Annotated in this window: 19 protein-coding genes; 8 read left to right on the top strand and 11 right to left on the bottom strand. The window is 73.7% G+C overall.

The genetic code is table 11. The annotated features are described in order from the left end of the window. Window positions 1–248: 248 nt before the first annotated feature. Entirely contained in the window at window positions 249–1,043 is a 795-nt protein-coding gene (locus ABZ576_RS12715; RefSeq protein ID WP_360739337.1) for an alpha/beta fold hydrolase, read from the bottom strand. A gap of 168 nt (window positions 1,044–1,211) precedes the next feature. Between ABZ576_RS12715 and ABZ576_RS12720 the strand changes: the two genes are divergently transcribed. Both ABZ576_RS12720 and ABZ576_RS12725 read left to right on the top strand, forming a co-directional pair. Continuing rightward, window positions 1,212–2,306: a chemotaxis protein gene (locus ABZ576_RS12720; protein ID WP_360739339.1), complete on the top strand. Its 1,095-nt coding sequence runs from the start codon at window positions 1,212–1,214 to the stop codon at window positions 2,304–2,306. Window positions 2,307–2,418: 112 nt separating this feature from the next. Further along, on the top strand, window positions 2,419–3,444 hold the full coding sequence (locus ABZ576_RS12725; RefSeq protein ID WP_360739341.1) for a Gfo/Idh/MocA family oxidoreductase: 1,026 nt from the start codon (window positions 2,419–2,421) through the stop codon (window positions 3,442–3,444). A gap of 26 nt (window positions 3,445–3,470) precedes the next feature. Here the strand turns inward: ABZ576_RS12725 and ABZ576_RS12730 are convergent, their stop codons facing one another. Continuing rightward, window positions 3,471–3,884: an SsgA family sporulation/cell division regulator gene (locus ABZ576_RS12730; protein ID WP_360739342.1), complete on the bottom strand. Its 414-nt coding sequence runs from the start codon at window positions 3,882–3,884 to the stop codon at window positions 3,471–3,473. A 348-nt stretch (window positions 3,885–4,232) separates the two neighbouring features. Between ABZ576_RS12730 and ABZ576_RS12735 the strand changes: the two genes are divergently transcribed. After that, a complete protein-coding gene (locus ABZ576_RS12735; RefSeq protein ID WP_360739343.1) occupies window positions 4,233–5,663 on the top strand; it encodes a SpoIIE family protein phosphatase in 1,431 nt (476 codons plus the stop codon). Window positions 5,664–5,813: 150 nt separating this feature from the next. Here the strand turns inward: ABZ576_RS12735 and ABZ576_RS12740 are convergent, their stop codons facing one another. Further along, window positions 5,814–7,310 (bottom strand): hypothetical protein, encoded by a 1,497-nt coding sequence (locus ABZ576_RS12740; protein WP_360739344.1) that lies wholly within the window; start codon window positions 7,308–7,310, stop codon window positions 5,814–5,816. Between the two features lie 331 nt (window positions 7,311–7,641). On the opposite strand from ABZ576_RS12740, the gene ABZ576_RS12745 reads away from it, so the two are divergent. Further along, the gene (locus ABZ576_RS12745; RefSeq protein WP_360739346.1) at window positions 7,642–8,787 is read left to right on the top strand and encodes an aminoglycoside phosphotransferase family protein; all 1,146 of its coding nucleotides are present in this window, start codon (window positions 7,642–7,644) and stop codon (window positions 8,785–8,787) included. 277 nt (window positions 8,788–9,064) lie between these two features. Then, a complete protein-coding gene (locus ABZ576_RS12750) occupies window positions 9,065–11,035 on the top strand; it encodes a peptidoglycan recognition family protein (RefSeq protein WP_360739348.1) in 1,971 nt (656 codons plus the stop codon). Window positions 11,036–11,057: 22 nt separating this feature from the next. Here ABZ576_RS12750 and ABZ576_RS12755 read toward each other — a convergent pair whose 3' ends face one another. The 5 genes from ABZ576_RS12755 to ABZ576_RS12775 form a co-directional block, all read right to left on the bottom strand. After that, the gene (locus tag ABZ576_RS12755) at window positions 11,058–11,555 is read right to left on the bottom strand and encodes a hypothetical protein (protein ID WP_360739350.1); all 498 of its coding nucleotides are present in this window, start codon (window positions 11,553–11,555) and stop codon (window positions 11,058–11,060) included. A 126-nt stretch (window positions 11,556–11,681) separates the two neighbouring features. After that, window positions 11,682–13,124: a tannase/feruloyl esterase family alpha/beta hydrolase gene (locus ABZ576_RS12760; protein WP_360739352.1), complete on the bottom strand. Its 1,443-nt coding sequence runs from the start codon at window positions 13,122–13,124 to the stop codon at window positions 11,682–11,684. A gap of 165 nt (window positions 13,125–13,289) precedes the next feature. Continuing rightward, window positions 13,290–14,543 (bottom strand): PHB depolymerase family esterase, encoded by a 1,254-nt coding sequence (locus ABZ576_RS12765; protein WP_360739353.1) that lies wholly within the window; start codon window positions 14,541–14,543, stop codon window positions 13,290–13,292. 397 nt (window positions 14,544–14,940) lie between these two features. Next, window positions 14,941–15,843 (bottom strand): universal stress protein, encoded by a 903-nt coding sequence (locus ABZ576_RS12770; protein WP_360739354.1) that lies wholly within the window; start codon window positions 15,841–15,843, stop codon window positions 14,941–14,943. Window positions 15,844–16,056: 213 nt separating this feature from the next. Further along, entirely contained in the window at window positions 16,057–16,299 is a 243-nt protein-coding gene (locus ABZ576_RS12775) for a DUF397 domain-containing protein (RefSeq protein ID WP_360739355.1), read from the bottom strand. A gap of 617 nt (window positions 16,300–16,916) precedes the next feature. Between ABZ576_RS12775 and ABZ576_RS12780 the strand changes: the two genes are divergently transcribed. Continuing rightward, entirely contained in the window at window positions 16,917–18,515 is a 1,599-nt protein-coding gene (locus ABZ576_RS12780) for a sulfatase (RefSeq protein WP_360739357.1), read from the top strand. A 39-nt stretch (window positions 18,516–18,554) separates the two neighbouring features. Here ABZ576_RS12780 and ABZ576_RS12785 read toward each other — a convergent pair whose 3' ends face one another. Beyond that, the gene (locus tag ABZ576_RS12785) at window positions 18,555–19,421 is read right to left on the bottom strand and encodes an alpha/beta hydrolase (RefSeq protein WP_360739358.1); all 867 of its coding nucleotides are present in this window, start codon (window positions 19,419–19,421) and stop codon (window positions 18,555–18,557) included. 184 nt (window positions 19,422–19,605) lie between these two features. Here ABZ576_RS12785 and paaK point away from each other — a divergent pair, with 184 nt between their 5' ends. Both paaK and ABZ576_RS12795 read left to right on the top strand, forming a co-directional pair. Beyond that, complete coding sequence (paaK, locus tag ABZ576_RS12790) at window positions 19,606–20,904, top strand: phenylacetate--CoA ligase PaaK (protein ID WP_360739359.1); 1,299 nt, start codon at window positions 19,606–19,608, stop codon at window positions 20,902–20,904. A gap of 486 nt (window positions 20,905–21,390) precedes the next feature. Continuing rightward, a complete protein-coding gene (locus ABZ576_RS12795) occupies window positions 21,391–21,630 on the top strand; it encodes a hypothetical protein (protein ID WP_360739361.1) in 240 nt (79 codons plus the stop codon). A gap of 21 nt (window positions 21,631–21,651) precedes the next feature. Here the strand turns inward: ABZ576_RS12795 and ABZ576_RS12800 are convergent, their stop codons facing one another. Together ABZ576_RS12800 and ABZ576_RS12805 are read right to left on the bottom strand one after the other, a co-directional pair. Next, window positions 21,652–23,148 (bottom strand): acyl-CoA synthetase, encoded by a 1,497-nt coding sequence (locus tag ABZ576_RS12800; RefSeq protein ID WP_360739362.1) that lies wholly within the window; start codon window positions 23,146–23,148, stop codon window positions 21,652–21,654. Between the two features lie 63 nt (window positions 23,149–23,211). Then, window positions 23,212–24,099: a C1 family peptidase gene (locus ABZ576_RS12805; RefSeq protein WP_360739364.1), complete on the bottom strand. Its 888-nt coding sequence runs from the start codon at window positions 24,097–24,099 to the stop codon at window positions 23,212–23,214. Window positions 24,100–24,168: the final 69 nt, after the last annotated feature.

A 24,168-nucleotide genomic window follows, 5' to 3' on the forward strand; every position in this document is an offset into this window, starting at 1 on the left:
GCCTCCGGCTCCGGCCGACGCCGCGTCCCACCTGCGCTTTCACGGCGAGAGACGACCGGCCGAAAAACCAGTTGTATCGAGCACCTATATGACGAGCGTCCGTCAGGCGCCCGGCGCGGTCAACGCGGCCGCAACACGGCCCGCCCTCTCACCCCACGGTTTCGGCCGCGTTTTGCCTCGGCAAAACGCACAGAGGTGCGCGCCTCCGGGCCGAGGCGGGAAGGAACCGGCCACAAGCAAAAACTTGCTCAAGCAGCCCGGGCATCATGCTTCGCGGTCAGGAACGCCTCCAGCGCCCCGGTGAGTTCGGCCGGCTTCTCCAGCGGCAGTTCGTGCCCCGCGTCCAGGATCCGCACGACCGCGTCGGGATACGCCTTGGCCATCCGGAGCATCTGCCGCACCGGCAGCTGCACGTCGTGGTAGCCGTGCACCATCAGGGTGGGTACGGCGATCTCGCCGGCCCGGTCCAGGACGTCGAAGGCCCGCATGGCGCCGTAGAGCGTCATGACGACCTCGCGCGGGGTGGCGGCGGAGGCGCGGATGTGCGCCCGCACCTCCTCGCGCGGGTAGCCGGGCGCGAAGGCCCGCTGGATGTTGGCCGCCACGAACAGCTTGAACGGCACCAGCGTGGAGGCCGCCATCAGCAGGCCGCGGCCGCGACTGTAGGCCATCCGGCCGATGGAGTTGACCAGCACCAGCCGCTCCAGCCGCGCCGGGTGCGCGAGGGCGATGGTCTGCGCGATCATCCCGCCCATCGAGTGGCCGACCAGCGCGCAGCGCTCCACCCGCAGGTGGTCGAGCAGCGCGAGGACGTCCCCGGCGAGTTCCCCGATGGTGCGCACCCCGGCCCCCGTGCTCTCCCCGTGCCCGCGCAGGTCCAGCCGGAGCACGCGGCGCCGGGCGGAGAAGTGCGCCATCTGGTGGTCCCAGCGGTGCCGGTCGGCGGTCCAGCCGTGCACGAACACCAGGGGCACGTCCGCCGCGTCGCGGGGGCCCTCGTCGTCGTACGCCAGTCTCGCCCCGTCGACGTCGAGCTGCGGCATGAAGACCTCCCGGGATGCTGCGGTTCGGTTACCGACGAGTACGGTAACCGGCCGCGCGGCCCCGCGTCACCGGCCTCCGCCGGGGGATTCCCACGGCCGCCGGGGCATGTCGCGGACGTCCGGATTACCCCGAATGCCGTACGGGTGAATCCGCCCTATCGTGCTGTCATGGAGCACGCACTGAGTCCCGCGACCCTGTCCCGACTGCGGCGCCCGCGCCCCTATCCGGCGGTCTCCGTACTGACCCCGACGCACCGCGGGGAACGCAGCCGCGGCCAGGATCCCGTCCGGCTGCGCAACATGGTGACCCAGGCGCGCAGGCGCCTGGAGGCCGACCCCGCCGTCTCCCGCGAGCGGCGCGCCGACGTCGTGGCCCACCTCGACCGCGCCCTGGCGGAGGTGGACCTGGCGCACGCCGAGGACGGCCTGGCGATCTTCGCCGCGCCGGGCGAACACCAGGTCTGGTCCCTGGCCCGGACCGTCCCCGAGCGGGTGGTGCTCTCCGACACCTTCCTGACCCGCAACCTGGTCGCCGCCCAGGCCGCCGAACGGCGCTTCTGGGCGATGTCGCTCTCCGCCGACCGCGTCACCCTGTGGAGCGGCGGCGCCGACCGGGTCGTCGAGGACCACTCCGGCGGCTTCCCGCTGATCCACGTCCGGGAGAACTTCGACGCCGAGCGGACCATGCGGATCGGCAACCAGCCGAGCACCTTCCGCGACGAGGGGACGCGCCAGTTCCTGCGCGAGGCGGACACCGTCATGAGCACCGTCCTGCGCGACCAGCCCCGCCCCCTGTACATCACCGGTGAACAGGCCGCGCTCTCGCTGCTGGAGGAGGTCGGCACGGCCGCCAAGGCCGCCGTGCACGTGCGGCACGGCGGGCTCGCGCACGCCGGACCGGAGAGCGTCTGGCAGGCCCTGCGGCCGGTCCTGGAGCAGGAGGCTGCACGGGACACCGGCTCGGTGGTCCGGGAACTGACCTCCGCACGCGGTCACCGGACCTTCGCGGCCGGCCTGGACGAGCTGTGGCAGAGCGCCCGGGAGGGCCGGGTCCGGCTGCTGGCCGTGGAGGAGAACTACCGCGCCACCGTCCGCGACGTCGGCGCACACCTGCTGCCCGCCGAACTCGGCGACCTGGACGCCCGCGAGGACATCGTGGACGAGATCGTCGAGCAGTGCCTGGAGACCGGCGCCGACGTCCGCTTCGTCCCCGACGGCACACTGGGCGACGCGGACGGCATCGCCGCGGTGCTGCGGTACTGACGGACCCCGGGCCGAAGCACCCTGACGCGTCCCGCGGCCCGCGGGTCCCCTCTCCCGTCGGCGTACGCTACGGCATGATCGCCGGCGAGCGCCGACGGGAGGGAGCGCGCACATGGATGACCTGCTGGGGGTGGCGATACTGGGCGCCGGCCACATGGGGGCCGACCATATTCGCCGGGTCGATCAGGTGGTCAGTGGCGCCAGGGTCGCGGTGGTGGCCGACCCCGACCGCGACCGGGCCGAGGAGGCGGTGGCCGGCCTGGCCGGGGTCGCGGTGCACACGGACCCGCTGGCCGCGCTCGACGCGCCGGGAGTGGCGGCGGTCCTGATCGCCTCCCCCGGCCCCGCGCACGAGGAGGCACTGCTGGCCGCCTTCGCCCGCGGGCTGCCGGTGCTGTGCGAGAAGCCCATGGTGCCGGACCCCGCCGGCGCGCTGCGGGTCGTGGAGGCGGAGGCGCGGCTCGGCCGCCGGCTGGCGCAGATCGGTTTCATGCGCCGCTACGACACCGAGTACCGGCGGCTCAAGTCCCTGCTGGACGGCGGCACTCTGGGCCGGCCCCTGATGCTGCACTGCACCCACCGCAACGTCTCCTCCCCCGCCGGCTTCACCAGTGCCATGCTCGTCAACAGCTCGGTCTCGCACGAGATCGACGCGGCCCGCTGGCTGCTCGGCCAGGAGCTGACGGCGGTCACCGTGGTGCGGCCCACGCCGTCCGCGGGCGCGCCCGCGGGCCTGCTCGATCCGCAGTTCGTGCTGTTCGAGACCGAGCGGGGCGCCCTGGTGGACGTGGAGGTCTTCGTGAACTGCGGCTTCGGCTACCAGGTGCGCTGCGAGGCGGTGTGCGAGGCGGGCAGCGCCCGGATCGGCGACGCGCACACCATGGTGGTCACCACGACGGGCGGCGCCCGCGAGGAGGTGGCGCAGGACTACCTCGTCCGCTTCGCCGACGCCTACGACCGCGAGGTGCAGGCCTGGGTCGACGCCACACGGCGCGGGCAGGTCACGGGGCCGGGGGCCTGGGACGGCTACACGGCGTCCGTGGTCGCCGAGGCGGGGGTCCGGGCGCTGGAGACCGGCGGCCGGGTGGCCGTCGAACTCGCCCCGCGGCCGGACCTGTACGCCGCGCCGGGCCGCTGACGCCGCCCCGCGCCGGGCCACGCCACTCAGACCCCGCCGAACAGGGCGCTCAGCCCCCGCTCCACCACACCGGCCACGTCCTCCTGTCCGCACGGCACCGCCGCGTAGGTGCGCAGCAGAAAGCGCCGCAGCGCCGACGCCTGGAACAGCAGCAGGGCCATGCCGTGCGGCGAATGGAACTCCAGCACCGTCCGGGTACGGCCGTACGGCCATATCTGTACGTCCCCGCGGCCGGCCGGGGCCCGCAGTCCCTGGTCGAGCAAGGAGCGCGCGAAGATCCAGGTGACCTGCTCGCCGTGCAGGGCGGCCTCCGCCGGGAAGTCCACGAACACGGCGAGGGGGTCGCCCGCGGTGTACCGGAGCGTGGCCGACACCGGGACCTCCCGGTCCTCGGCGGTGACGAGCCGGGCCAGTGCGAACTGTTCGACGGTGATGTCCATGCCTATAAGGAGTCGGCGGCGGCCCGTCACATGCCGCCAAATCCGGTCAGAGTTCGGCAGGTACCGGCCGCTTGGCGACGCCGTGAACAGATGAGCGTCGAACACCCGACGGAGCGCGTCCCCCAGGAGTCCCGCCCGACCCAACTCGCGCGCCGGTCATACGATTTGGCCGGCGTGACGCGTTCGCCGTCCGTACCCCCGAGTAGCCCCGGGAAGACTCTGGCATATGCCAGAAGCACCACCGTATCGTGTGTCGCCGAATGACTTACAGGGCGTCGCGCGCTGTGCAAGAGTCGTAACGGTCCCCCCGTTCGTTCCCGCCGTACCGTCCCCCCATCGGAGTGCGTCATGCCGTCCCCAGTCTCCGCGGACCGCCCATCCGCCCAGCCGCCCGGACGTGGCTCGGTCGAAGCGCTCATCACGCAGACGCGCCGGCTCAAGGGGGACGTGGACGCCGTACGGCGGGACACCAGGAGCGACGGCGCGGACCCGGAGGAACGCTGGCAGCGCGCCCTGTACGACCTCGCGCTGCATCAACTGGACGACTTGGACGCGCACTTGGCCCAGCTTCGGGACGGCCCGGACACCACCTGGGCACAGCCCGCCGGACCGCCCGCCGTCCGGCCCGAGCCGGCCGCCGCCCCGCGCGGCGCGCTGCTCAGCCGGGTCGGCAGCGCCGAGTGGAACCTGCTCACCGACGAGGCCAGCTGGTCCGGGGAGCTCTACCGGATCCTCGGTCTCGACCCGGCCCGGCCCGCCCTGACCCTGGACGAGCTGCCGTCCCTGGTCCTGGAGGAGGACCGGCCGGCACTCACCGCGATGGTGACGGACTGCCTGATCGACGCCAAGCCGATCGACGGCGAGTTCCGCGTCGTACGGCCCGACGGCTCGGTGCGGACCGTGCACATGATGGGCGAACCGGTGCTCGGCGCCGACGGCGGCACGACCTCCATGTGGGCCGTGCTGCGCGACGTCAGCGAACTGCGCGACAGCCAGCGGACGCTGAGCGAGACCCGTGACTCGCTCCACCTGCACCGCCGGCGCGAGCAGACCGAGCACCGGATCGCGGTAGAGCTCCAGGAAGCCGTGCTACCGCCATGGCGCGGCTCCCTGCGGCTCCCGCAACGGGGTCCCGGAACCCTCGACCTCGCCGCCCACCGCCTCCCGGCCGCGACCGAGACGCTGCTCGGCGGGGACTGGTACGACGCGCTGGAACTGTCCGACGGGCAGACGCTGCTCAGCGTCGGCGACCTCACCGGACAGGGCGTGGCCGTCACCTCCGGCATGGCGATGCTGCTCGGTGCCGTCCGCGGCATGGCGATGGGCGGCACCGAGCCCGGCCCGCTGCTCACCATGCTCAACCGCTTACTCGACACCACCGTGCAGCCCGCCCTCGGCAGTGCCGTCTGCTGCCGCTACCGGCCCGAGAGCCGCACCCTGCTCTGGGCGCAGGCCGGACACCCCGCCCCGCTGCTGTACCGCGACGGGACGGGGTGCGCCCTGAACCCACCGGACGGCGTCCTCCTCGGCGCCTCCTCCGGTGCCGTCTACGGGCAGTCCGTCGTCACCCTGCGACCGGGCGACCTGCTCCTGCTGCACACCGACGGGCTGCTGTCGGGCCACAGCGGGACGGCGGCCACCGACCGGCTGCTCGCCCTCGCCCCACGGTTCGGCGCGGCGCGCACCGCGCAGGACTGTGTGCGCACGGTCGTCGAGGAGTTCGGCGGATCCGGGCGTGCGGACGACGCGTGCGTGCTCGTCGCCAGGGTGACGGCTTGACCCGGCCCTGACGGCGCAGCGGCCCGTACGGGTACGGCGTCGTGAACCGGCCGCGGAGGTCACGGCGGGAACCGGCGGCCGAGCCACGGCACCGGCGGCCCCGGGGGCCCGGCGGGAACCGACCCGTCGGCACGTACGGCGACGGGCTCCCTACGCCGGTGCGCTGTTGCCGCTCCCCTTGGCCCTCGGCTTGGGCAGGGCGAGCCTGATCTCCTCCCGCAGCTCGTGGATCTTCGGATAGCCCGCGTACTCCGCGGTCAGCCGGTACATCTGGCGCAACCGGTCCCAGGTGCGACGGGAGGAGTTCGAGCCCATCGACATCAGGGCCAGCCGGGCGTAGCGGTCGGCCTGTTCGGGGTCGTCGGCGATGAAGCAGGCCGAGGCCATGGAGAGATGGTCGAAGATCTTCGACCGCTCCCGTCCGTCGACACGGAGGGCGAGGGCCTTGTCCGCGTAGTACTGGGCGTGCGCGGCCGCACCCGGGTCGAACTCCGCGAGCGTGCGGTAGGCGAGCGCCTGCATGCCGTACAGATCCTCGTCCTTGAAGGTCTGCATCCAGTCCGGTGTCTCCGCGTCCTGCCGGTCGGAGACGAAGAGGTCCTCCGCCTGCCCGAGCGTGCGGCGCATCGCCTGGCCCTTGCCCATCGCCGCCTGCGCCCAGGCCTCGATGGTGTGGAACATCGCCTTCGTCCGCGGCTGGAGCCGGTCGCCGGAGCCGGACTGGGCGAGTTTCATCAGGTCCAGGGCGTCGTCCGGCCGGCCCAGGTGCACCATCTGCCGGGCCGCCCGGGACAGCGCCTCTCCGGCGCGCGGCCGGTCCCCGCCCTCGCGGGCGGCGTGGGCGGCGATGACGAAGTACTTCTGCGCCGTGGGCTCCAGGCCGACGTCGTGCGACATCCAGCCCGCGAGGACGGCGAGGTTGGCGGCGACGCCCCACAGGCGCCGCTGGAGGTGAGGGGGATGGTGGTAGGCGAGCATGCCGCCCACCTCGTTGAGCTGGCCCACGACCGCCTTGCGCTGGAGCCCGCCGCCACGGGCCGCGTCCCAGGCGCGGAACACCTCGACCGAGCGCTCCAGCTCCTCGATCTCCTGCGACCCGATGGGGGCGGCCTCGTAGCGGTCGAACCCGGCGGGGTCGGCGTGCAGGGGGTCGTCGAGGACAGGGGCGTCGGCCTTGAGGGCCGGGTCGGTGTGCAGCCAGTCGTGCATGGCGCTGCTGAGTGTGGATCCCGCGGCGAGCGCGGCACCCGCGCCCACCAAGCCGCGTCGGTTGAGCATGAGGTCCATTCCCGTGAATTCGGTGAGGACCGCGGCGGTCCGTTCGGGCGCCCACGGCACTCCGTCGGGATGTTCCTCGATCCCGTCGCCCTGCCGTTTCCCCGCACGCCCGTGCCGCACCAGACCTAGGTCCTCGATGGTCACGACACGGCCGAGACGCTCGGTGAACAGAGCCGCCAGCACCCGCGGCACGGGATCGCGCGGGATCTCTCCCGTGTCGATCCACCGCCGCACCCGGGAGGTGTCGGTCGCCAGCTGGGGGTGGCCCATGGCCGCCGCCTGCCGGTTGACCAGTCTCGCGAGTTCGCCCTTGGACCAGCCGGCCAGGCCGAACAGGTCCGCCAGGCGGGTGTTGGGTTGTCCGCTCACGTCAAGCCCCCAGGTTCTCGGCTGAGTTGACAGTAGCCGGGTGCAGGTTGCCGGGCGACTATTCGCCAGGGTTCGCCAGGGTCCGCCAGATGGTGTGCCACTGGCCATCGGGTGTCAGGTAGGAACGAGCCACCCCGGCCCGGTCGCCACCTCCCATGGACGGCCCCTGTGGCCGCATATGACGGGCACATTCCCCAGGGTGTGCCCGGACGACCGGGCCGGGTGGGCGCACGCTCCCGAAACCACGCTCAGGGGTCACACCCGGAGCACGGGTTCGGAACGCGGACGTACAGGCAGGCACCGCAGGCACACGAAGGGATCTGTATCTCCCATGTACGCAGCATCGTCCTCCGTGTCCGCCCCGCCCCGGCCGCTCCGCGCCCGCCCGGCGGGCGGCGGACCGTATCTCGACCCGGTGGCGCGTCCGGGCGGCCCCGTGCCGGTCGCGGGCCGGCCACGGCGCATCCCGGGCCAGCCGGGGACCCAACCGCTCAGCGGGAGACTCGACTTGTCCGGCCCCCAGGGCGCACAGCTGCGCACCGCGCTCGCATCGGTGCACCGGATCTGCCCGGAGTTCGCCCCGGTCCAGGTCCTGCGGCGCAGCGGACGGTCCGTCCTCCTCGTCGGGACGACGGGGCGCAGCACGGCCGTCGCCAAGTGTCTCCTCGACCACTCGCCCGCGTGGGCGGAGCGGGCCCGCCACGAAATAGCCGCATACCGCTCGTTCGTCCGGCACCGGCCTCCGGTCCGGGTGCCGAGGCTGATCGCGGCGGACCCGGACAACTGCACCCTGGTGATCGAGCGGATGGCGGGCCGGACGGCGGCGTTCCAGCGGCATCCGGCGGAGGCGCCGCCCCGCGCCGACCTCCGGGGCGCGCTCGGCGCGATCTGCCGGCTGAACGCCTGGCGGCCCCCGGCGGGCACCTTCGACATGCCCCTGGACTACGCGGCCCGGATCTCCCGGTACCACGAGCTGGGCCTGCTCACCGACCGGGACCTCGGCGACCTGCAGAAGCTGCTGCACGGCATCGCCCACGAGGTGGGCCGGCACGGCATGCTCCAGTTCTGCCACGGCGACGCCCTGCTGTCGAACATCCTGCTCTCACCGGCTGGTCCAGTGCTGGTGGACTGGGAGCACGCGGGCTGGTACCTGCCGGGCTACGACCTGGCGACGCTGTGGCTGGTCCTCGGCGACGCGCCGGTGGCCCGCCGGCAGATCAGCCAGATCGCCCAGTCGGCGGGCCCGGCCTCCCGGGACGCCTTCCTGGTGAACCTGATGCTCCTGCTGACCCGGGAGATCCGGAGGTACGAGACGGCCGTGCAGCGTTCGATGCACGACACGGCCCCGGCGGCACCGGGCACGCCCCATCCGGGTGCGGCGCCGTCCGGCGAGGAACAGCGGCTGCTGCTCAGGCGGCTGCACGACGACTGCCAGATGGCCCGCAGGGCCGTGCGCGCGGCGGTCGGCACTCGCTGACGGGGACGACGGCTCCGCGGTGCGCCCTGAGCGGCGGCGCACCGCGGACCTTCGTGTCCGCACCCGTTCGGGCCGGTGCCCGGCGTGCCCACTGGTGTATGCCAGTGACGCCCCGCAGGCCCGTGCGCCACCGCCGCGAAACTCGCCGCAAACCCTCCGTGACGTGGGAAATCACCTGCGTGTGGGCATCATTGACGGATCGTCGGCCAGCCGGTACCACTGACCCCAGCTCGGCGCCGCACGCCCCGCCACGCTCCGCCCGTCACAGGAGGCCGCATTGCGAGGATCCGCCACCGACCCCACGTCCGGGCCCGGCCACAGACGTCCGCGGCGCACCGCCGTCCCGCTCGCCGCCGCGGCCCTGCTGCTGCCCCTGCTCGGCGCGGCCCCGGCGCACACCGCCGCCGACTCCGCCGCGAACCGGCTCCAGCACGCGTTCGCCACCGCGGCGGCCGACCACCACGTGCCGCAGAGCGTTCTGCTGGCCGTCTCCTACCTCCAGTCCCGCTGGGACGCGCACGGTGGCGCGCCGAGTGTGACCGGCGGCTACGGCCCCATGCACCTCACCGACGCGCGGACCGCGATCGCCACCGCGGAGCACTTCGCCGACGGCGCGGAGGACGCCCGGGGCGACAGCGCGCGGGCAGCGCTGCGTCCGGCCGTCGAGGCGCCGGCCGAGTCGGCGCTGCCGGCGCGGCTGCGGACGCTGCCGAGGGCCGCGGAGCTGACCGGCATCCCGGCCGAGGAGCTGCGCACCGACCCGGCGGCGAACGTGGCCGGCGGCGCCGCGCTGCTCGCCGCCGCCCAGCGGGAGCTGGGTGAGCCGCTGAGCGGCGACCCGGCCGACTGGTACGGCGCGGTGGCCCGGTTCTCCGGCGCGGAGGACACGGCGACCGCCGCGGCGTACGCCGACGACGTGTACGACGTCCTGCGCACGGGCGGGCAGCGCGTCACGGACGACGGCCAGCTGGTCACCCTGGCCGCGCAGCCGCGGCTCACCGCCGACACCGCCGCGCTGGCACGGGCGGGCCTGCGCACGCTGCCGACGGACGGCACCGAGTGCCCGAGGTCGGTGTCCTGCGTGTCGGTCCCGGCGCCGTACACGGAGTTCGGGGACAACGACTACGGCAACCACGACCTCGGCGACCGTCCGCTGTCACAGAGCGTCAAGTACATCGTCATCCATGACACGGAGGGCGCGTGGGAGGGGGTCATGAAGCTGATCCAGGACCCCACCTATGTGTCGTGGCACTACACGATCCGTTCCACCGACGGTCTGATCGCCCAGCACGTCAAGGGGAAGGACGTCGCCTGGCACGCCGGCAACTGGTTCGTCAACGCCAAGTCGGTCGGCATCGAACACGAGGGCTTCCTCGCCAGCCCGGACGCCTGGTACACGGAGGCGATGTACCGGTCCTCGGCCCGGCTGGTGCGCTACCTGGCCAGGACCTACGACGTGCCGCTGGACCGGCAGCACATCCTGGGCCACGACAACGTGCCGGGGCCGACCGCGTCCTCCGTCCCGGGCATGCACACGGACCCCGGCCCCTACTGGGACTGGCGGCACTACTTCCACCTGCTGGGCCGCCCCTTCGAACGCACGGCCGGCCGGCACTCCGGTGTGCTGACCATCCTGCCGGACTACGACGCGAACCGGCCCGTGTACACGGGCTGCACCACCCGGGGCGAGCCGTGCACCGCGCACGGCTCCAGCGAGGTGCGGCTGTACACGGACCACGACGTGACCGCCCCGCTGGTGAGGGACATCGGGCTGAAGAAGGATCCGACCGACGGGGTGAACGACCTGTCCTCGCGGGTCTCGACCGGTCAGCAGTACGCGGTCGCCGACCGCTGGGGCGACTGGACGGCCATCTGGTACCTGGGCCAGAAGGCCTGGTTCCGCAACCCGCGCGAGGAGCCGGCGGCGGTGCCCGCGAAGGGCCTCGTGGTGACGCCGAGGGAGGGCCTGGCGAGCGTCCCGGTGTACGGCCGCGCCTATCCGGAGAAGGAGGCGTACCCGGCGGGCGTACCCGCCCAGTCGGTGGTCCCGCTGCCCTACTCGGTCCCGGCCGGACAGAGGTACGTGGCCGGTGACGAGGTGCCGGGCGAGTACTACTACGCGGTCACCTTCACCCCCGACTCGCACCGGGTCGTGGTGGGCACGGACCTGTACTACGAGATCCAGTACGGCCACCGGGTCGCCTTCGTCCGCGCCGCGGACGTGACGCTGGAAGGACCGGCTGGCTAGCCACGGCCGGCCGGCCGGTGCCTCAGCCCTGCTGGAAGAGCTCCGCCGGGAGCGGCTTCAGCAGGGCGTACAGGTCGTCGGTGATGGGGCGGTCCCAGGCGGCGATGGTGACGAGGACGCCGTCGCTGCGGTCGAACTGGACGCAGGAGATCCGGCTCTCGGACAGCTTCAGCCGCCGCACGATGAGGAGGTTGTCGCCCTGGAGCACCGGGGTGTCCTCGGTGCCGACGACGGTGACCTCCTCGTCGTTCTCCAGCGCCAGCAGCAGCTGGCCCACCTCGAAGGGGATCTCCGACTCGGCGACGTCACGCGCCGGGGAGCCCTCCGGGAGATTGCCGATGATCATGGCGGGGCCGCGTCCGCCGAACAGGTCGTAGCGCAGGAAGACGCCCTGGCAGGTGCCGTCGGGGGCGGGCAGCAGACCCGCGCCGAGGTTGCCCGGCCAGTCGCCCGGGTCCATGGCCAGCACGTCGAAGTCGGGTCCGGCGGGGGTCGCACTGCGGCGGCGGAGGAACGACATGCGGCCATGGTACGTGTCCGTGCCCCGGTGGGTGACCTGCGGGCGCCCGGTGCATCACCTGGGAGGTGTCACACCGATCATCCCGGGCTCGCGGCGTCTGGGGCGGCCTGGTCGGCGCGACATCCCCTAGTCCAGCGGGCAGCTGGTGAGCAGGGTGGCCGGGGATGCGCCGGCCGGCCGGGCGACGGTGTGACCGGCGGGCGGGCGGCCCGCTCCGGCGATCCAGCGTTCCAGTGCGGTGAAGGCGGAGCGGTGGCAGGGCACCATCGGCCGGAGCCTGTCGGGGAAGGCGTCGGCCAGCGCGTCGGTGTGGGTGCCGTCCTCGATGCGGTAGAGGCGCAGCAGGGAGCCGCGGCCGGCTTGCCGGACCATGCGCGCGTAGACGTCGGAGTCCTGGCTGATCGGCAACAGCACGTCGAGGGTGCCCTGGAGGCTGATCAGCGGCTTGCCGATGCGTCCGGTGAGGGCGATGCGCCCGACCGCCCGGTGGACGGCGGCGGGCCGGTCCGGGTAGGCGTAATCGGCGTCGCAGGCGGGGGTGCCGGAGGCACAGTACGGGGTGCCGGCCTCGGTGTCGCCGTCGTAGCCGGGGTCGAGTTCCTCGCGGTAGAGGCGCTGGGTGAGGTCCCAGTAGACCCGGTGGTGGTATGGCCAGAGGAACTCGGAGCCGGCGGGGAAGCCGGCCCGGTGCAGTGCCGCCGCGGCCTCGGCGGCTCCGGGTCCGCCCGCGGCGTAGGCGGGGTAGTGGCGCAGCGCGGCCGGCAGGAAGGTGAGCAGGTGGGGGCCGTCGGGGCGCCAGAGGGTGCCTTCCCAGTCGACTCCGCCGTCGTACAGCTCGGGGTGGTGTTCCAGCTGCCAGCGCACCAGGTAGCCGCCGTTGGACATGCCGGTGGCGAGGGTGCGGGCGGGGGGCCGGTGGTAGTGCCGGGTGACGACGGTGCGCGCGGCGCGGGTGAGCTGGGTGAGGCGGGTGTTCCATTCGGCGATGGCGTCGCCGGGACGGCGGCCGTCGCGGTGGAAGGCCGTGCCGGTGTTGCCTTTGTCGGTGGCGGCGTAGGCGTAGCCGCGGGCCAGCACCCAGTCGGCGATCGCCCGGTCGTTCGCGTACTGCTCGCGGTTGCCCGGGGTGCCGGCGACGACGAGGCCGCCGTTCCAGTGGTCGGGCAGCCGGATGACGAACTGGGAGTCGTGGTGCCAGCCGTGGTTGGTGTTCGTGGTGGAGCCGTCCGGGAAGTAGCCGTCGATCTGGATGCCGGGAACACCGCTGGGTGTGGGCAGGTTCTCGGGGGTGAGCCCCGCGTAGTCGGCGGGGTCGGTGTGGCCGGAGGCCACGGTCCCGGCGGTGGTCAGCTCCTCCAGGCAGTCGGCGTGCGCGTGGGCGGCGCCGGGCACCACCAGCCGGGCGCGGTCGGCGCAGTGGGCCTCGGGTGTCCCCGGGCCGCCCGGTGCGGCGCCGGCCGGGGTGACGTGGAGTGCGCAGACGGCGGCCAGCGACAGCGCGCCCAGCAGGGTGCGGCGGACCGGGCGGCCCGGTGGTGACGTGGGGCGGGGCTGACGGTGGGTGAGCATGTCGATCCTCCGGCGGGTTGGCGGGGCCGGGCCGGTGCCACGGCGGGGGGACGCGCTGGAGGCTAGGTGCGGTGTGGTGGTTCCGGACATGTGTGGGGCCGCCATGATGAAGGCGCGTTCAGGGGCGTCGGCCACCATGGCGGCGTGCCGGGTGCTGACGCCCGGTCAGGGGCAGCCGGTGTCGGCGAGGGTGAAGTAGCCCGTGGGCGACTCCTTCAGGGTGTGGGTGACGAACGTGTTGTACAGGCCCATGTTCTGGTGCGAGCCGGTGGCGTAGGTGTAGCCGCCGCTCGTGGTGGCGCGTCCCGCCTGCACGTGGGCGTAGTTGCTCGCCGTCCAGCAGGCGGCGGTGCCGTCACCCGGGTCCGGGCCGCCCGGGTCGGACCCGCCCGGGTCGGAGGTGTCCAGGCCGAAGAAGCGGGTGATCCAGCGGCTGGAGCAGATGGAGTCGAGGAAGTAGGGAGCCGTGGTGGCACCGCACTGTTCGCCGCCGGTGCCGGGGTCGACCGGGGTGCCGTGTCCGATGCCGGGGACGCGGTCGACCTCGACGGCGACCGTGCCGTCGGCGGCAAGGTACTGCTCCTGGCGGGTGGCATCGGGCCCGATGGTCCTGGTCCGGGTGGGCGTCTGAGACAGGCCGTGCAGTGCCGTCCACTGGTCGCGCAGTTCGGTGGCGTTGCGCGGGACGACCGTCGTGTCCTGGTCGCCGTACCAGACGGCGGTGCGCGGCCACGGCCCGGTGTACCCCGGGTAGGCGTCGCGCACCCGCTGCGCCCAGTCGGCCGGGCTGAGGTCGACGCCCGGGTTCATGCAGGTGTAGGGGCTGTTGTTCTTCGTGCAGTCGTAGGGCAGTCCGGCGACGACCGCGCCCGCGGAGAAGACGTCGGGGTAGGCGGCGAGCATGACCGCGGTCATCGCGCCGCCCGCGGACAGTCCGGTGACGTGGATCCGGTTCGGGTCGGCGCCGTAGGCGGTGACCGCGTGGCCCACCATCTGCCGGACCGACAGGGCCTCGCCCTGGCCCCGCCGGTTGTCCGTGCTCTGGAACCAGTTGAAGCACTTGCTGGGGTTGTTGGCGGTGCCGGTCTCGGCGAGGACGAGCAGGAAGCCCTGCTCGTCGGCGAGTTGCGGCAGACCGGAGTTGTCCGCGTAGACCTGGGCGCTCTGGGTGCAGCCGTGCAGGGCGACGACGACCGGCGGGTGGGCCGGCAGGCCGGCGGGCCGGTGGACGTACATGGTCAGCGCGCCCGGGTTGGTGCCGAAGTCGCTGACCCGGGTGAGGGTGACGGCGGCACGGGCCGCGGGCGCGGGTGCGGCGAGTGCGGTGCCGAGGACGACGGCGAGGACGGCGAGGAGACGGAGCAGGACGCGGGCGCCGGGTGGTGCTCCGGGTGCGGTGCTGGACGCGGGCAGTGGCATGGCGGCTCCTTCGGTGGACACACGGTCCCCGGCCGCTCCCGCGCGGGGACGGCGCCTGGAGCACCGGGGGTGGCGGAACCATAGGTTCGGGTGTGTCCGCACACCATGGAGCCGGGCACCACAGCCACCGGTGTCCCGGTCGGCACCGGAGTGATTGCGGGGCACGGTGCCGTGTGCTAGGCGGGTCGGATGCCGGTCCCGGCCCGCCACGGATCGGTGCCGGCCTCAACCGTCCGCTCTCCGCCGATCCGATGCGGGCCGCGGCCCTCCGCGGATCCGAGGCCGGCCTCGATCTCCGCGGCTCCCATACCGGCCTCGATCTCCGCGGCTCCCATGCCGACTTCGCTCTCCGCGGCTCCGGTGCCGGCCGCGACTCCCTGCGGTGCCGGTGCCGGCCTCAGCCCTCCGGCGGGGCCGGTGGCACCACCGCGACCGGGCTCGCCGCGTGCAGCAGCACCGCCTGGGTCACCGAGCCCATCATGCGGGCCGGGGCGAGCAGCCGCCGCCGGTGCCGGCCGACGACGACCAGGTCGGCGTCCCTGGAGGCGGCGACCAGGTGGCCGGCCGCGTCGCCGGGCAGTGCCTCGGCGTCGGCGCGGACCCCGGGGTGCCGTGCGCGGTGCGGTGCGAGCAGGCCCTCGGCGAGGGCGCGGGTCTCGTGCGCCACCGCGTCCTGGTCGACCGGTGGCGGCACCGGCTGTCCGGGGGCGGACCAGATCTGCACCGGCCAGGGGTAGGCGGCGATCACCTGGAGCCGGGCGCCGCGGCGGGCCGCCTCCGCGAAGGCGAAGGAGAGCAGGGCCTCGTCGGGGCTGTCGGCGTGCAGACCGGCGACCACGCGGGGCCCGGGCTCGGCCGGCCCCTCCCCGTGCACCTCGCGGTCCGGGCGCGGTACGACGACGACCGGGCACTCGGCGTCCCGCGCGGCGGCGAGGCCGTTGGAGCCGAGCAGCAGGCTGGCGAAGCCGCCGCGGCCGCGCGAGCCGAGCACCAACAGCTGTGCTTCGCCGCCGAGTTCGGGCAGGACGGCGCCGGGCACCCCCTCCAGGGCGACGTACTCCACGGGCGGCTCCCCGGCGCGGTCCGCGAGCCGGGCGCGCACCTCGTCGAGCACCGGGTCGCCCTCGGCCTCGGGCGGCCCGGCGACCAGCACGTCGGCCTGGCTCCAGGCCGCGTACTGCCGTACGTGCACGACCCGCAGCGGCGCCGCACGACGGCGGGCGGCGTCCAGGGCCCAGTCCAGGGCTCGCAGGCTGTCCGCGGACCCGTCGACCGCGGCGACGACCGGCGCAGCGCTCATGTTCCTCACCTCCGGAAGGCGACCTTCCCCTTGCTGGGGCCAGCCTCGCTCAGGTCCGGCCCCGGCAGGGCACTGCCGGTCGCGTGTCCGGAAATCCGGCCGGAACACCCCCGGTTCAGGTGAGATCGGGGTGCGGTGCCGGGTACGGCAGGCGGCCGCCCCCGGTGGCGACGCCGTCGTGGCCATGCGGTGGCGGGTGCGGCCGGGGGTGGGTCAGGTGAGGTCGAACTCGCCCTCCCGGGCGCCGGAGACGAAGGCGCCCCATTCGGCGGGGGTGAAGATCAGGGAGGGGCTCTCCGGCCGGCCGCTGTTGCGCATCGCGATGAAGCCCTCGACAAAGGCGATCTGGACATCGCCCAGACCGCGGCTGCTGGACTGCCACTCGGCCCTGCTGAGGTCCAGCTCCGGCTTCTCCCATCCCGCGAGCGGCTGCTGCCTGGTGGTGGTCTCGGCCACGTCCGTGCTCCTCCCGGTTCGTCGTCCGCGGCTCAGCCTAGCGACCGGCCGCTACGGCCGACAGAGCACGTGAGGGCGACCTTCACGACCGTCCGTACGGACTCTGGGACGCGTGTCTCCGGACGGTCCGTCACATCGCGGGGCGCTCGGGCTGCAAGAGCCACACGGCGGAGAACGGCGAGCCGCCGCCGTCGGCGTGCCCGGGCAGCCTGCGGGCGGCGTCCACCCGGTGCGCCGCGGCCTGTCCGCGCACTGGGGACCGCCGGGGTGTCCGGCCGTCGCTGCCGCCGCCGAGAACTACTCTGTGCGCACGACCAAGCCCAACGGTGACTCACGGTGACGGTCGGTCGGGGAGGCTCCCGCCGGCCGTAACGGTCGTGACCGGCTCCGGGCCCGCACGGAAGGATCCTCGGGTGTCTCAGCTCTCGCCCGGCCCCCTGCCGGACGGCACGGCGGAACCGGACCCCGGCGGCACGGCGGCCGGGTGCCGCACCGGGCGGGCGGCGACGGACCGCGGCCAAGGCCAAGGCCCAAGCCACAGCCACAGCCACAGCCAAGACCCCGGCGAGCGTTGCCGGTTCCGCCGCCGGCACCCGCGCCTCGCGCGGTGCGTGGACGTGGGTACGACCGTGCTCGCCGCCGTCCTCCTCCTCGGCGCGCTGCTGCTGCCCGACCGGCTCGACGGCCTCACGCCGGGCGCCTTCCTGCGTCTCCCGGTCGAGGGCGTGGTGCTCGCCGGGCTGCTGCTCGCCCTGCCGGGTCGGGCGAGGCGCGCCGCCGCCGTGGCGGGCGGCCTCCTGATCGGGCTGCTCGTCCTGCTCAAGGGGCTCGACATGGGCTTCCACGAGGTGCTGCTGCGGCCGTTCGACCCGGTGCTGGACTGGGGCCTGCTGGGGAACGCGGCGGACTACCTGCGCGAGACGGCCGGCCGGACCGGTGAACTGCTCGCCCTCGCCGCGGGCGTCGCCGTGGCGATGGCCGTCCCCGCTGTGACCACGCTGGCGGCGGTCCGGCTGACGGCGGTGCCGGCCCGGCTGCGCCGACGCGGGCTGGGCATCACCCTGGCCCTCGGCACGGCCTGGATCACCTGCGTCACGCTCGGTCTGCGCGCCGACGGGGTGCCGGTCGCCGCGGCGGTCGACGCCCGACTGGTCGGCGAGCGCGTCCGGCAGGTCCGCGCGGCCCTCGCGGACGCGCGGGTCTTCGGCCGCCAGGCCGCCCGCGACGCGTTCGCGCGCACGCCGCCCGACCGGCTGCTGACCCGACTGCGCGGCAAGGACGTGCTGTTCACGTTCGTCGAGAGCTACGGCCGCTGCGCCGTCGAGGACCCGGTGATCGGCCCGCGGATCGGCGCGGTGCTGACCGAGAGCAGCGCCGCTCTCCGGGCGGCCGGCTTCGAGGCGCGCAGCGGCTGGCTGCGCTCACCGGTGACGGGCGGCGGCAGCTGGCTCGCCCACGCGACGTTCCTGTCCGGGCTGTGGATCAGCAACCAGCAGCGGTTCCGCACCCTCACCTCCGGCGACCGGACGACCCTCACCGGTGCCTTCCGCACGGCCGGCGCCTGGCGGACCGTGGGTGTCGCGCCCGGTGTGGACAGAGCCTGGCCGGAGGGCGGCTTCTTCGGCCTGGACCACGTCTACGACCGGGCCCGCCTCGGCTACCACGGCCCCGCCTTCGGCTGGTCGCACATGCCGGACCAGTTCACCCTGGAGACCTTCGGGCGGCTGGAGCTGGGGCGGCGCGGCCGGGGCCCGCTCATGGCGGAGATCATCCTGACCTCCAGCCATCACCCCTGGACGCCCGTCCCGCCGATGACCGACTGGCAGGGGCTGGGCGACGGCTCGGTGTACCGCCGCCTCGGCCGGGACGGCGAGGCCGCCGACGGGGCCGGGAGGAACCCGGAGGACGTGCGCGCCGGGTACCGCCGGTCCATCGCGTACTCGCTGCGCAGCCTCGTCGGGTTCCTGCGCCGCTACGGCGGCGAGGACACGGTCCTGGTCTTCCTCGGCGACCACCAGCCGGTCCCGGCCGTCACCGGGGGCAGCCCCCGCAAGGACGTGCCCGTGACGATCGTCGCCCACGACCGGAATGTCCTGGACCGGATCTCGGGCTGGCGCTGGACCGAGGGCCTGAAACCGGCCGCGGACGCGCCGGTCTGGCCGATGGACGCGTTCCGGGACCGGTTCCTGACGGCGTACGGCTCCCGGCCCGGCTGAGGGCGACCGCCACCGTCCGGGCCCCGTGGGTGCGGGCGCCTACGTCGCCGGGGGCGGGGCGTCGTCCGCGCCTTCGGCGAGGAAGGCGGCGATCCGGGTCCGGAACCGTTCCGGGTCGTCCAGCCAGGGGTAGTGGGCGGCGCCGGGCTGCACGGTGCACTCACCGTGCGGGAAGGTCTCGGCGGTGCGGCGGGCGAGCGCCGGGCTCGGACCGCCGTCGCATCCGCCCGCGTACACCAGGACCGGCGCGGGCAGCGCGGCGAGGGCGATGCGGGTCGCGTCCGGCGTGAAGGCGCCGTCCGCGAAGTAGCGTTCGCCCGCCTCCTCGTTGGTCTGGTCGAGCTCGGCGTCCGAGTGCGCCCGGGCCGTGTCGTCCCAGCGGCCGTGGAAGAAGGGCAGGAAGACCTCGTCGAACTCCGACTCGCCCGCGAGCCAGGCCCGGAAGGCGGGGTACGCCCGCGGGAACCACGGCTCGTCCGCGCGCAGCCGGGCCGCGGCCAGCCGGTCCTCGGGCGTGGCCCGCATGCCCAGGGCGGACGGGTTGGGGGTGATCAGCACCAGCCGCCGTATCCGCCGCGGGTGCCGGGCCGCGTAAAGCATCGCCAGCGCGGCGCCCGCCGAGTGCGCGAGGAGATCCATGTGTTGCAGCCCCATGTGGGCGCGCCATAGCTCCACGTCCTCGACCATACGGTCACAGCGGTACGTCGCCGGGTCCGCCGGTGCCTCCGAGTCCCCGGTGCCCCGCAGGTCCAGCAGGGCCAGCCGGCGGTGCGCGGTCAGCCCGCCGAGATCGCCGAGGTAGGCGGAGGCGCGCATCGGGCCGCCGGGCAGCACGGCGAGGGGCTCGCCGGTCCCGCGCAGGTGGTAGGAGAGCCGGGTGCCGTCGGCGGCGGTGAAGGTGGGCATGCGTTGATCATCCTGGGCGGCGGCGCTCCGCAGCAACGCCTTGCGCGGCAGCTCGGCGGCCGGGTCCGCGGAAAATGCCGCAGCCCTCTTGCCCGGAGGCGGGAGGGCCTGGATTACTGGCACCGAACGAAGCGACCGAATGATCGGTCGCCCGTAATGTACGGCTGGCGAGGGAGACGTGCCGATGGCGGAAGCGACGGACCTGCTCGACGCGGGCGAACGGCTCGGGCCCGAGGAGCTGCGGGCGTTGCAACTGGAGCGGCTGCGCGCCTCGCTGCGGCACGCCTACGCGCATGTGCCGTTCTACCGGGAGTCCTTCGACAAGGCCGGTGTCCGTCCGGAGGACTGCCGCTCGCTCGCCGACCTCGCCCGCTTCCCCTTCACGACCAAGGCCGACCTCCGGGAGAACTACCCGTACGGCATGTTCGCCGTGCCACGGGAACGGATCCGCCGGCTGCACGCCTCCAGCGGCACCACGGGACGCCCCACGGTGGTGGGCTACACGGACAACGACCTCTCCATGTGGGCCGACATGGTGGCCCGTTCGATCCGCGCGGCCGGTGGGCGGCCCGGTGACGTCGTCCATGTGGCGTACGGCTACGGACTCTTCACCGGTGGCCTGGGCGCCCATTACGGGGCCGAGCGCCTGGGCTGTACGGTCGTGCCGGCATCCGGCGGGATGACGGCCCGCCAGGTGCAGCTGATCCAGGACCTGCGGCCGTCCGTCGTCATGGTGACCCCCTCCTACATGCTCACGCTGCTGGACGAGTTCGAGAGGCAGGGCGTGGATCCGCGCTCCACCTCGCTGCGGGTGGGCGTGTTCGGGGCCGAGCCCTGGACCGAGGAGATGCGGCGGGAGATCGAGGAGCGGTTCGCGATCGACGCCGTCGACATCTACGGGCTCTCCGAGGTGATCGGTCCGGGTGTCGCGCAGGAGTGCGTGGAGACCAAGGACGGGCTCCATGTGTGGGAGGACCACTTCTATCCGGAAGTCGTGGATCCGATCACGGGCGAGGTGCTGCCGGAGGGCGAGCGGGGCGAGCTGGTGTTCACCTCGCTGACCAAGGAGGCCATGCCGGTCGTCCGGTACCGGACGCGGGACCTGACGCGGCTGCTGCCCGGCACGGCCCGGACTTTCCGGCGGATGGAGAAGGTCACCGGGCGCAGCGACGACATGGTCATCCTGCGCGGGGTCAACCTCTTCCCGACGCAGGTGGAGGAGATCGTGCTGCGCACACCCGGTGTCGCGCCGCACTTCCAGCTGCGCCTCGGCCGGGAGGGCCGCCTGGACACGCTGACCGTCCGGGCCGAAGCCCGCCCGGACGCGCCGCCGGAGGTGCGCGAGGCGGCGGCCCGTTCCATCGTCGCGGCGGTCAAGGACGGCATCGGGGTGTCGGTCGACGTGGAGATCGTCGAGCCGGAGTCGCTGGAACGGTCCGTGGGCAAGATCCGCCGGATCGTGGACCTGCGACCGAAGACCTGACCGGCCGTCCTGGCCGGCCCGCGCGAGGGGGGCCGGCGCCGACCGGCCGGCGGCCCCGGCCGCACATGTCCGCCGGCGTGTCGACGCGCAGAACGGATGTCCGCGCCAGACTGTCCTCGTGGCAGATCAGACGACCGAGCATCTCGTCGACCGTTTCGTCAGCGCCCTGCGGCCGGTCGTGCCGCTGGTTGCGGTGTGGGCACACGGGTCGCCCGCCGGAGGCGACTACCAGCCGGGCCGTAGCGACCTCGACCTGGTCGCTCTGCTCGGCCGACCGTGCACGGCAGCCGAGGAGCGTCGGCTGGTCGAGATGCACGAGACCTTGGGCAAGGGTCGTCCCTCTCGCGTCGAGGCTGCATCGCAGCTACCCCGCCGTCACCGAGCTGGACGACCCCGCACGCTCGCGCCCTGGACCACCCGGAGCGGTGGACGCGGGACATCTGGGTCGACCTCGGCTTGCTGACCCTGGCCAGAGCGGCAACGACCTTGCAGGACGGCGGACTGATCACCAAGGGCGAGGCCCTCGGCGTACTCGCCGAACTGGGCGCCCCCACGGACGTCGTGGACGACATCAGGCGGCGCCGCTATGGCACTCCCCGCCCCGCCGACCAGCAGTGGATCGCCCGAAGGGCAGAACGGACGCTAGCCGTCCTCGGGCCCGCGATCGACCAGGTCGTCGCTGCCGCCCTCGGCGGCCGCCGGCCGACGCTCCTCCCGCCGCCGTGAGGACCGGTGCAGGCGCCCGGCCTAGCCGCCGAAGCGTGCGCGCAGTGCGCGCTTGAGGATCTTGCCGCTGGCGTTGCGCGGCAGCTCGGGCACGAAGAGCACCCGCTTGGGTGCCTTGAAGGGGGCGAGCTTCTCCTTCACGTGGGCGATGAGCTGCTCCTCCGTCACCTCACCGCGCGGTACGACGACCGCGGTGACCGACTCGATCCACCGCTCGTCGGGCAGGCCGATCACGGCGGCCTCGGCGACCGCCTCGTGGGTGTACAGGGCGTCCTCGACCTGGCGTGAGGCCACCAGCACGCCACCGGTGTTGATGACGTCCTTCACCCGGTCCACGATCGTGAAGTAACCGTCGGCGTCCCGCACCGCGAGGTCCCCGGAGTGGAACCAGCCGTCGCGGAAGGCCTCGGCGGTCTCCTCGGGCTTGTCCCAGTAGCCCTCGCACAACTGCGGTGAGCGGTACACGATTTCGCCGGGCGTGCCGGCGGGCACGTCGGCGCCGTCCTCGTCCACCACGCGGGCGTCCACGAAGAGGACGGTCCGGCCGCAGGAGTCCAGCCTGCCCTCGTGCTCGTCGGGGCCGAGGACCGTGGCCAGCGGGCCGATCTCGCTCTGCCCGAAACAGTTGTAGAAGGCCAGGCGCGGCAGGCGCGCCCGCAGCCGTTCCAGCACGGGCACCGGCATGACGGACGCGCCGTAGTACGCCTTGCGCAGGCCGCCGAGGTCGCGGGTGGCGAAGTCGGGCCGGCCGGCGAGGCCGATCCACACCGTGGGCGGCGCGAACAGGCTGTCCACGCGCCCGGCCTCGATCAGGTCGAACAGCAGGTCGCCGTCCGGTGCGTCCAGGATGACGTTCGTCGCGCCGACCGCCAGGTAGGGCAGCAGGAACACGTGCGTCTGCGCCGAGTGGTACAGCGGCAGGGCGTGCGCCGGCCGGTCGCCGGCGCTCAGGTCGAGCGCCGTGATGGCGCTCAGATACTCGTGCACCAGCGCGCGGTGGGTCATCATCGCGCCCTTGGGCAGGGCGGTCGTACCGGATGTGTACAGCAGCTGCACCAGGTCCTCGCCGCGGGCTTCGGGACCCTCGTAGGGCGCGGTCTCCGCCAGCCGGGCGAGCAGCGAGTCGCCGGTGTCCCGCAGCGGCAGCGTCCGCGCTCCCGCCGGCAGCCGCCCGGCGAGGTCCGGGTCGGTGAGGACCAGGGCGCTGCCCGACTGGCCGACGAGGTAGGCCAGGTCGTCGCCGGTGAGGCCGTGGTTCACCGGCACGTGGACGAGGCCCGCCCGGGCGCAGGCGAGGAAGGCGATCAGGTAGGCGTCGGAGTTGTGGCCGTAGGCGGCGACCCGGTCGCCGGGCGTGAGGCCCTGCGCGAGCAGCAGCGCGGCCGCGCGGGAGACGGCGTCGTCCAGTTCCCCGTACGTCCACCCGCGCTCGCCGTACTCCACCGCGGTCCGTGCCGGGGTGCGGCGGGCGCTGCGCCGCAGCACCCCGTCGACCGTGCTGCCGTGTCCCTGCGTCATGACAGCCGATCCTCGGGCCCGCCGGACCTGCCGGTCAAGCATCCGGGGACCGCTGCGGTGCGGTCACTCGTCGAAGGTGCCCGTGTCGAGGTGCTCGGCCTTGACGAGGACCCAGAAGTCCTCGGCGAGTCCCTCGTGGACGTAGCGGTAGGGCAGGTAGCCGTATCCGCCGTCGCCCCAGCGTTCGCCCCACGAGTTGCGGATGATCAGGGCGCCTTCGGTGGTGCTGCCGTCGATGGGGTTGGTGACGACGCGCTCGTCGTCGTAGCCGACCACCACGACGGCGTGTCCGCCGGCCACCGTCTCGCGCCGGGCGGGGTAGGGGATGTCGCCGCCGGTGGCGACGTCGATGCTGCTGTAGACGGTGAATCCGAACATCGAGGGCAGTCCGGAGACGACGTGGGCCTTGATGTCGGCGAGCAGGTCCGGCCGGGGGATGCCCGGCGGGTCCAGGCGGTAGTAGGTGAGGGCCTGGAAGTTGCTGGCGAAGGAGTAGCAGAAGGGCGAGGGCTCGCTGTCGAACTTCTCGATGTCGTAGGGCCAGTAGCGCTCGGGCGGGGCGCCGAACAGGCTCAGCGCGCCCATGGTCGAGCGCAGGTAGGCGCCGGTGTCGCCGGTCCACTGGAGGTAGTCGCGGGTCGCCTTGTAGATGAACAGCCGGGACGCGGGCGTGTAGCCGCCGTGGGTCTGGAGTTCGAAGTACTCGAGGACCCCGGCGGCGGCGTTCGCCGTGCAGGACCCGAGGTTGCCCTGGTCCACGATCGGGGAGCACTTGGCACGCAGGTCCATCTGGGCCGGGAGGGGCCCGCCGACCGCCTTCAGGACCCCCGTGCGCTCGACGAGTTGCGGGACGCCGTCGGAGTCCTTGGTGAAGTCGCGGATGTCGGGCCGGTCCGGCAGCCAGCCCATGCCTTTGCCCTCTGCGACCGCGAGGCGCGCGGTGTCGGTCATGGTTCACCTCGGTTCTGGAGCGGGTGGTTGTGGCATATGCCTGCCACCCGGGGGGAAGGTGCGCTCACG

Source organism: Streptomyces sp. NPDC013455, from assembly GCF_040632975.1.
In the GTDB taxonomy this organism is placed as follows: Bacteria; Actinomycetota; Actinomycetes; order Streptomycetales; family Streptomycetaceae; genus Streptomyces.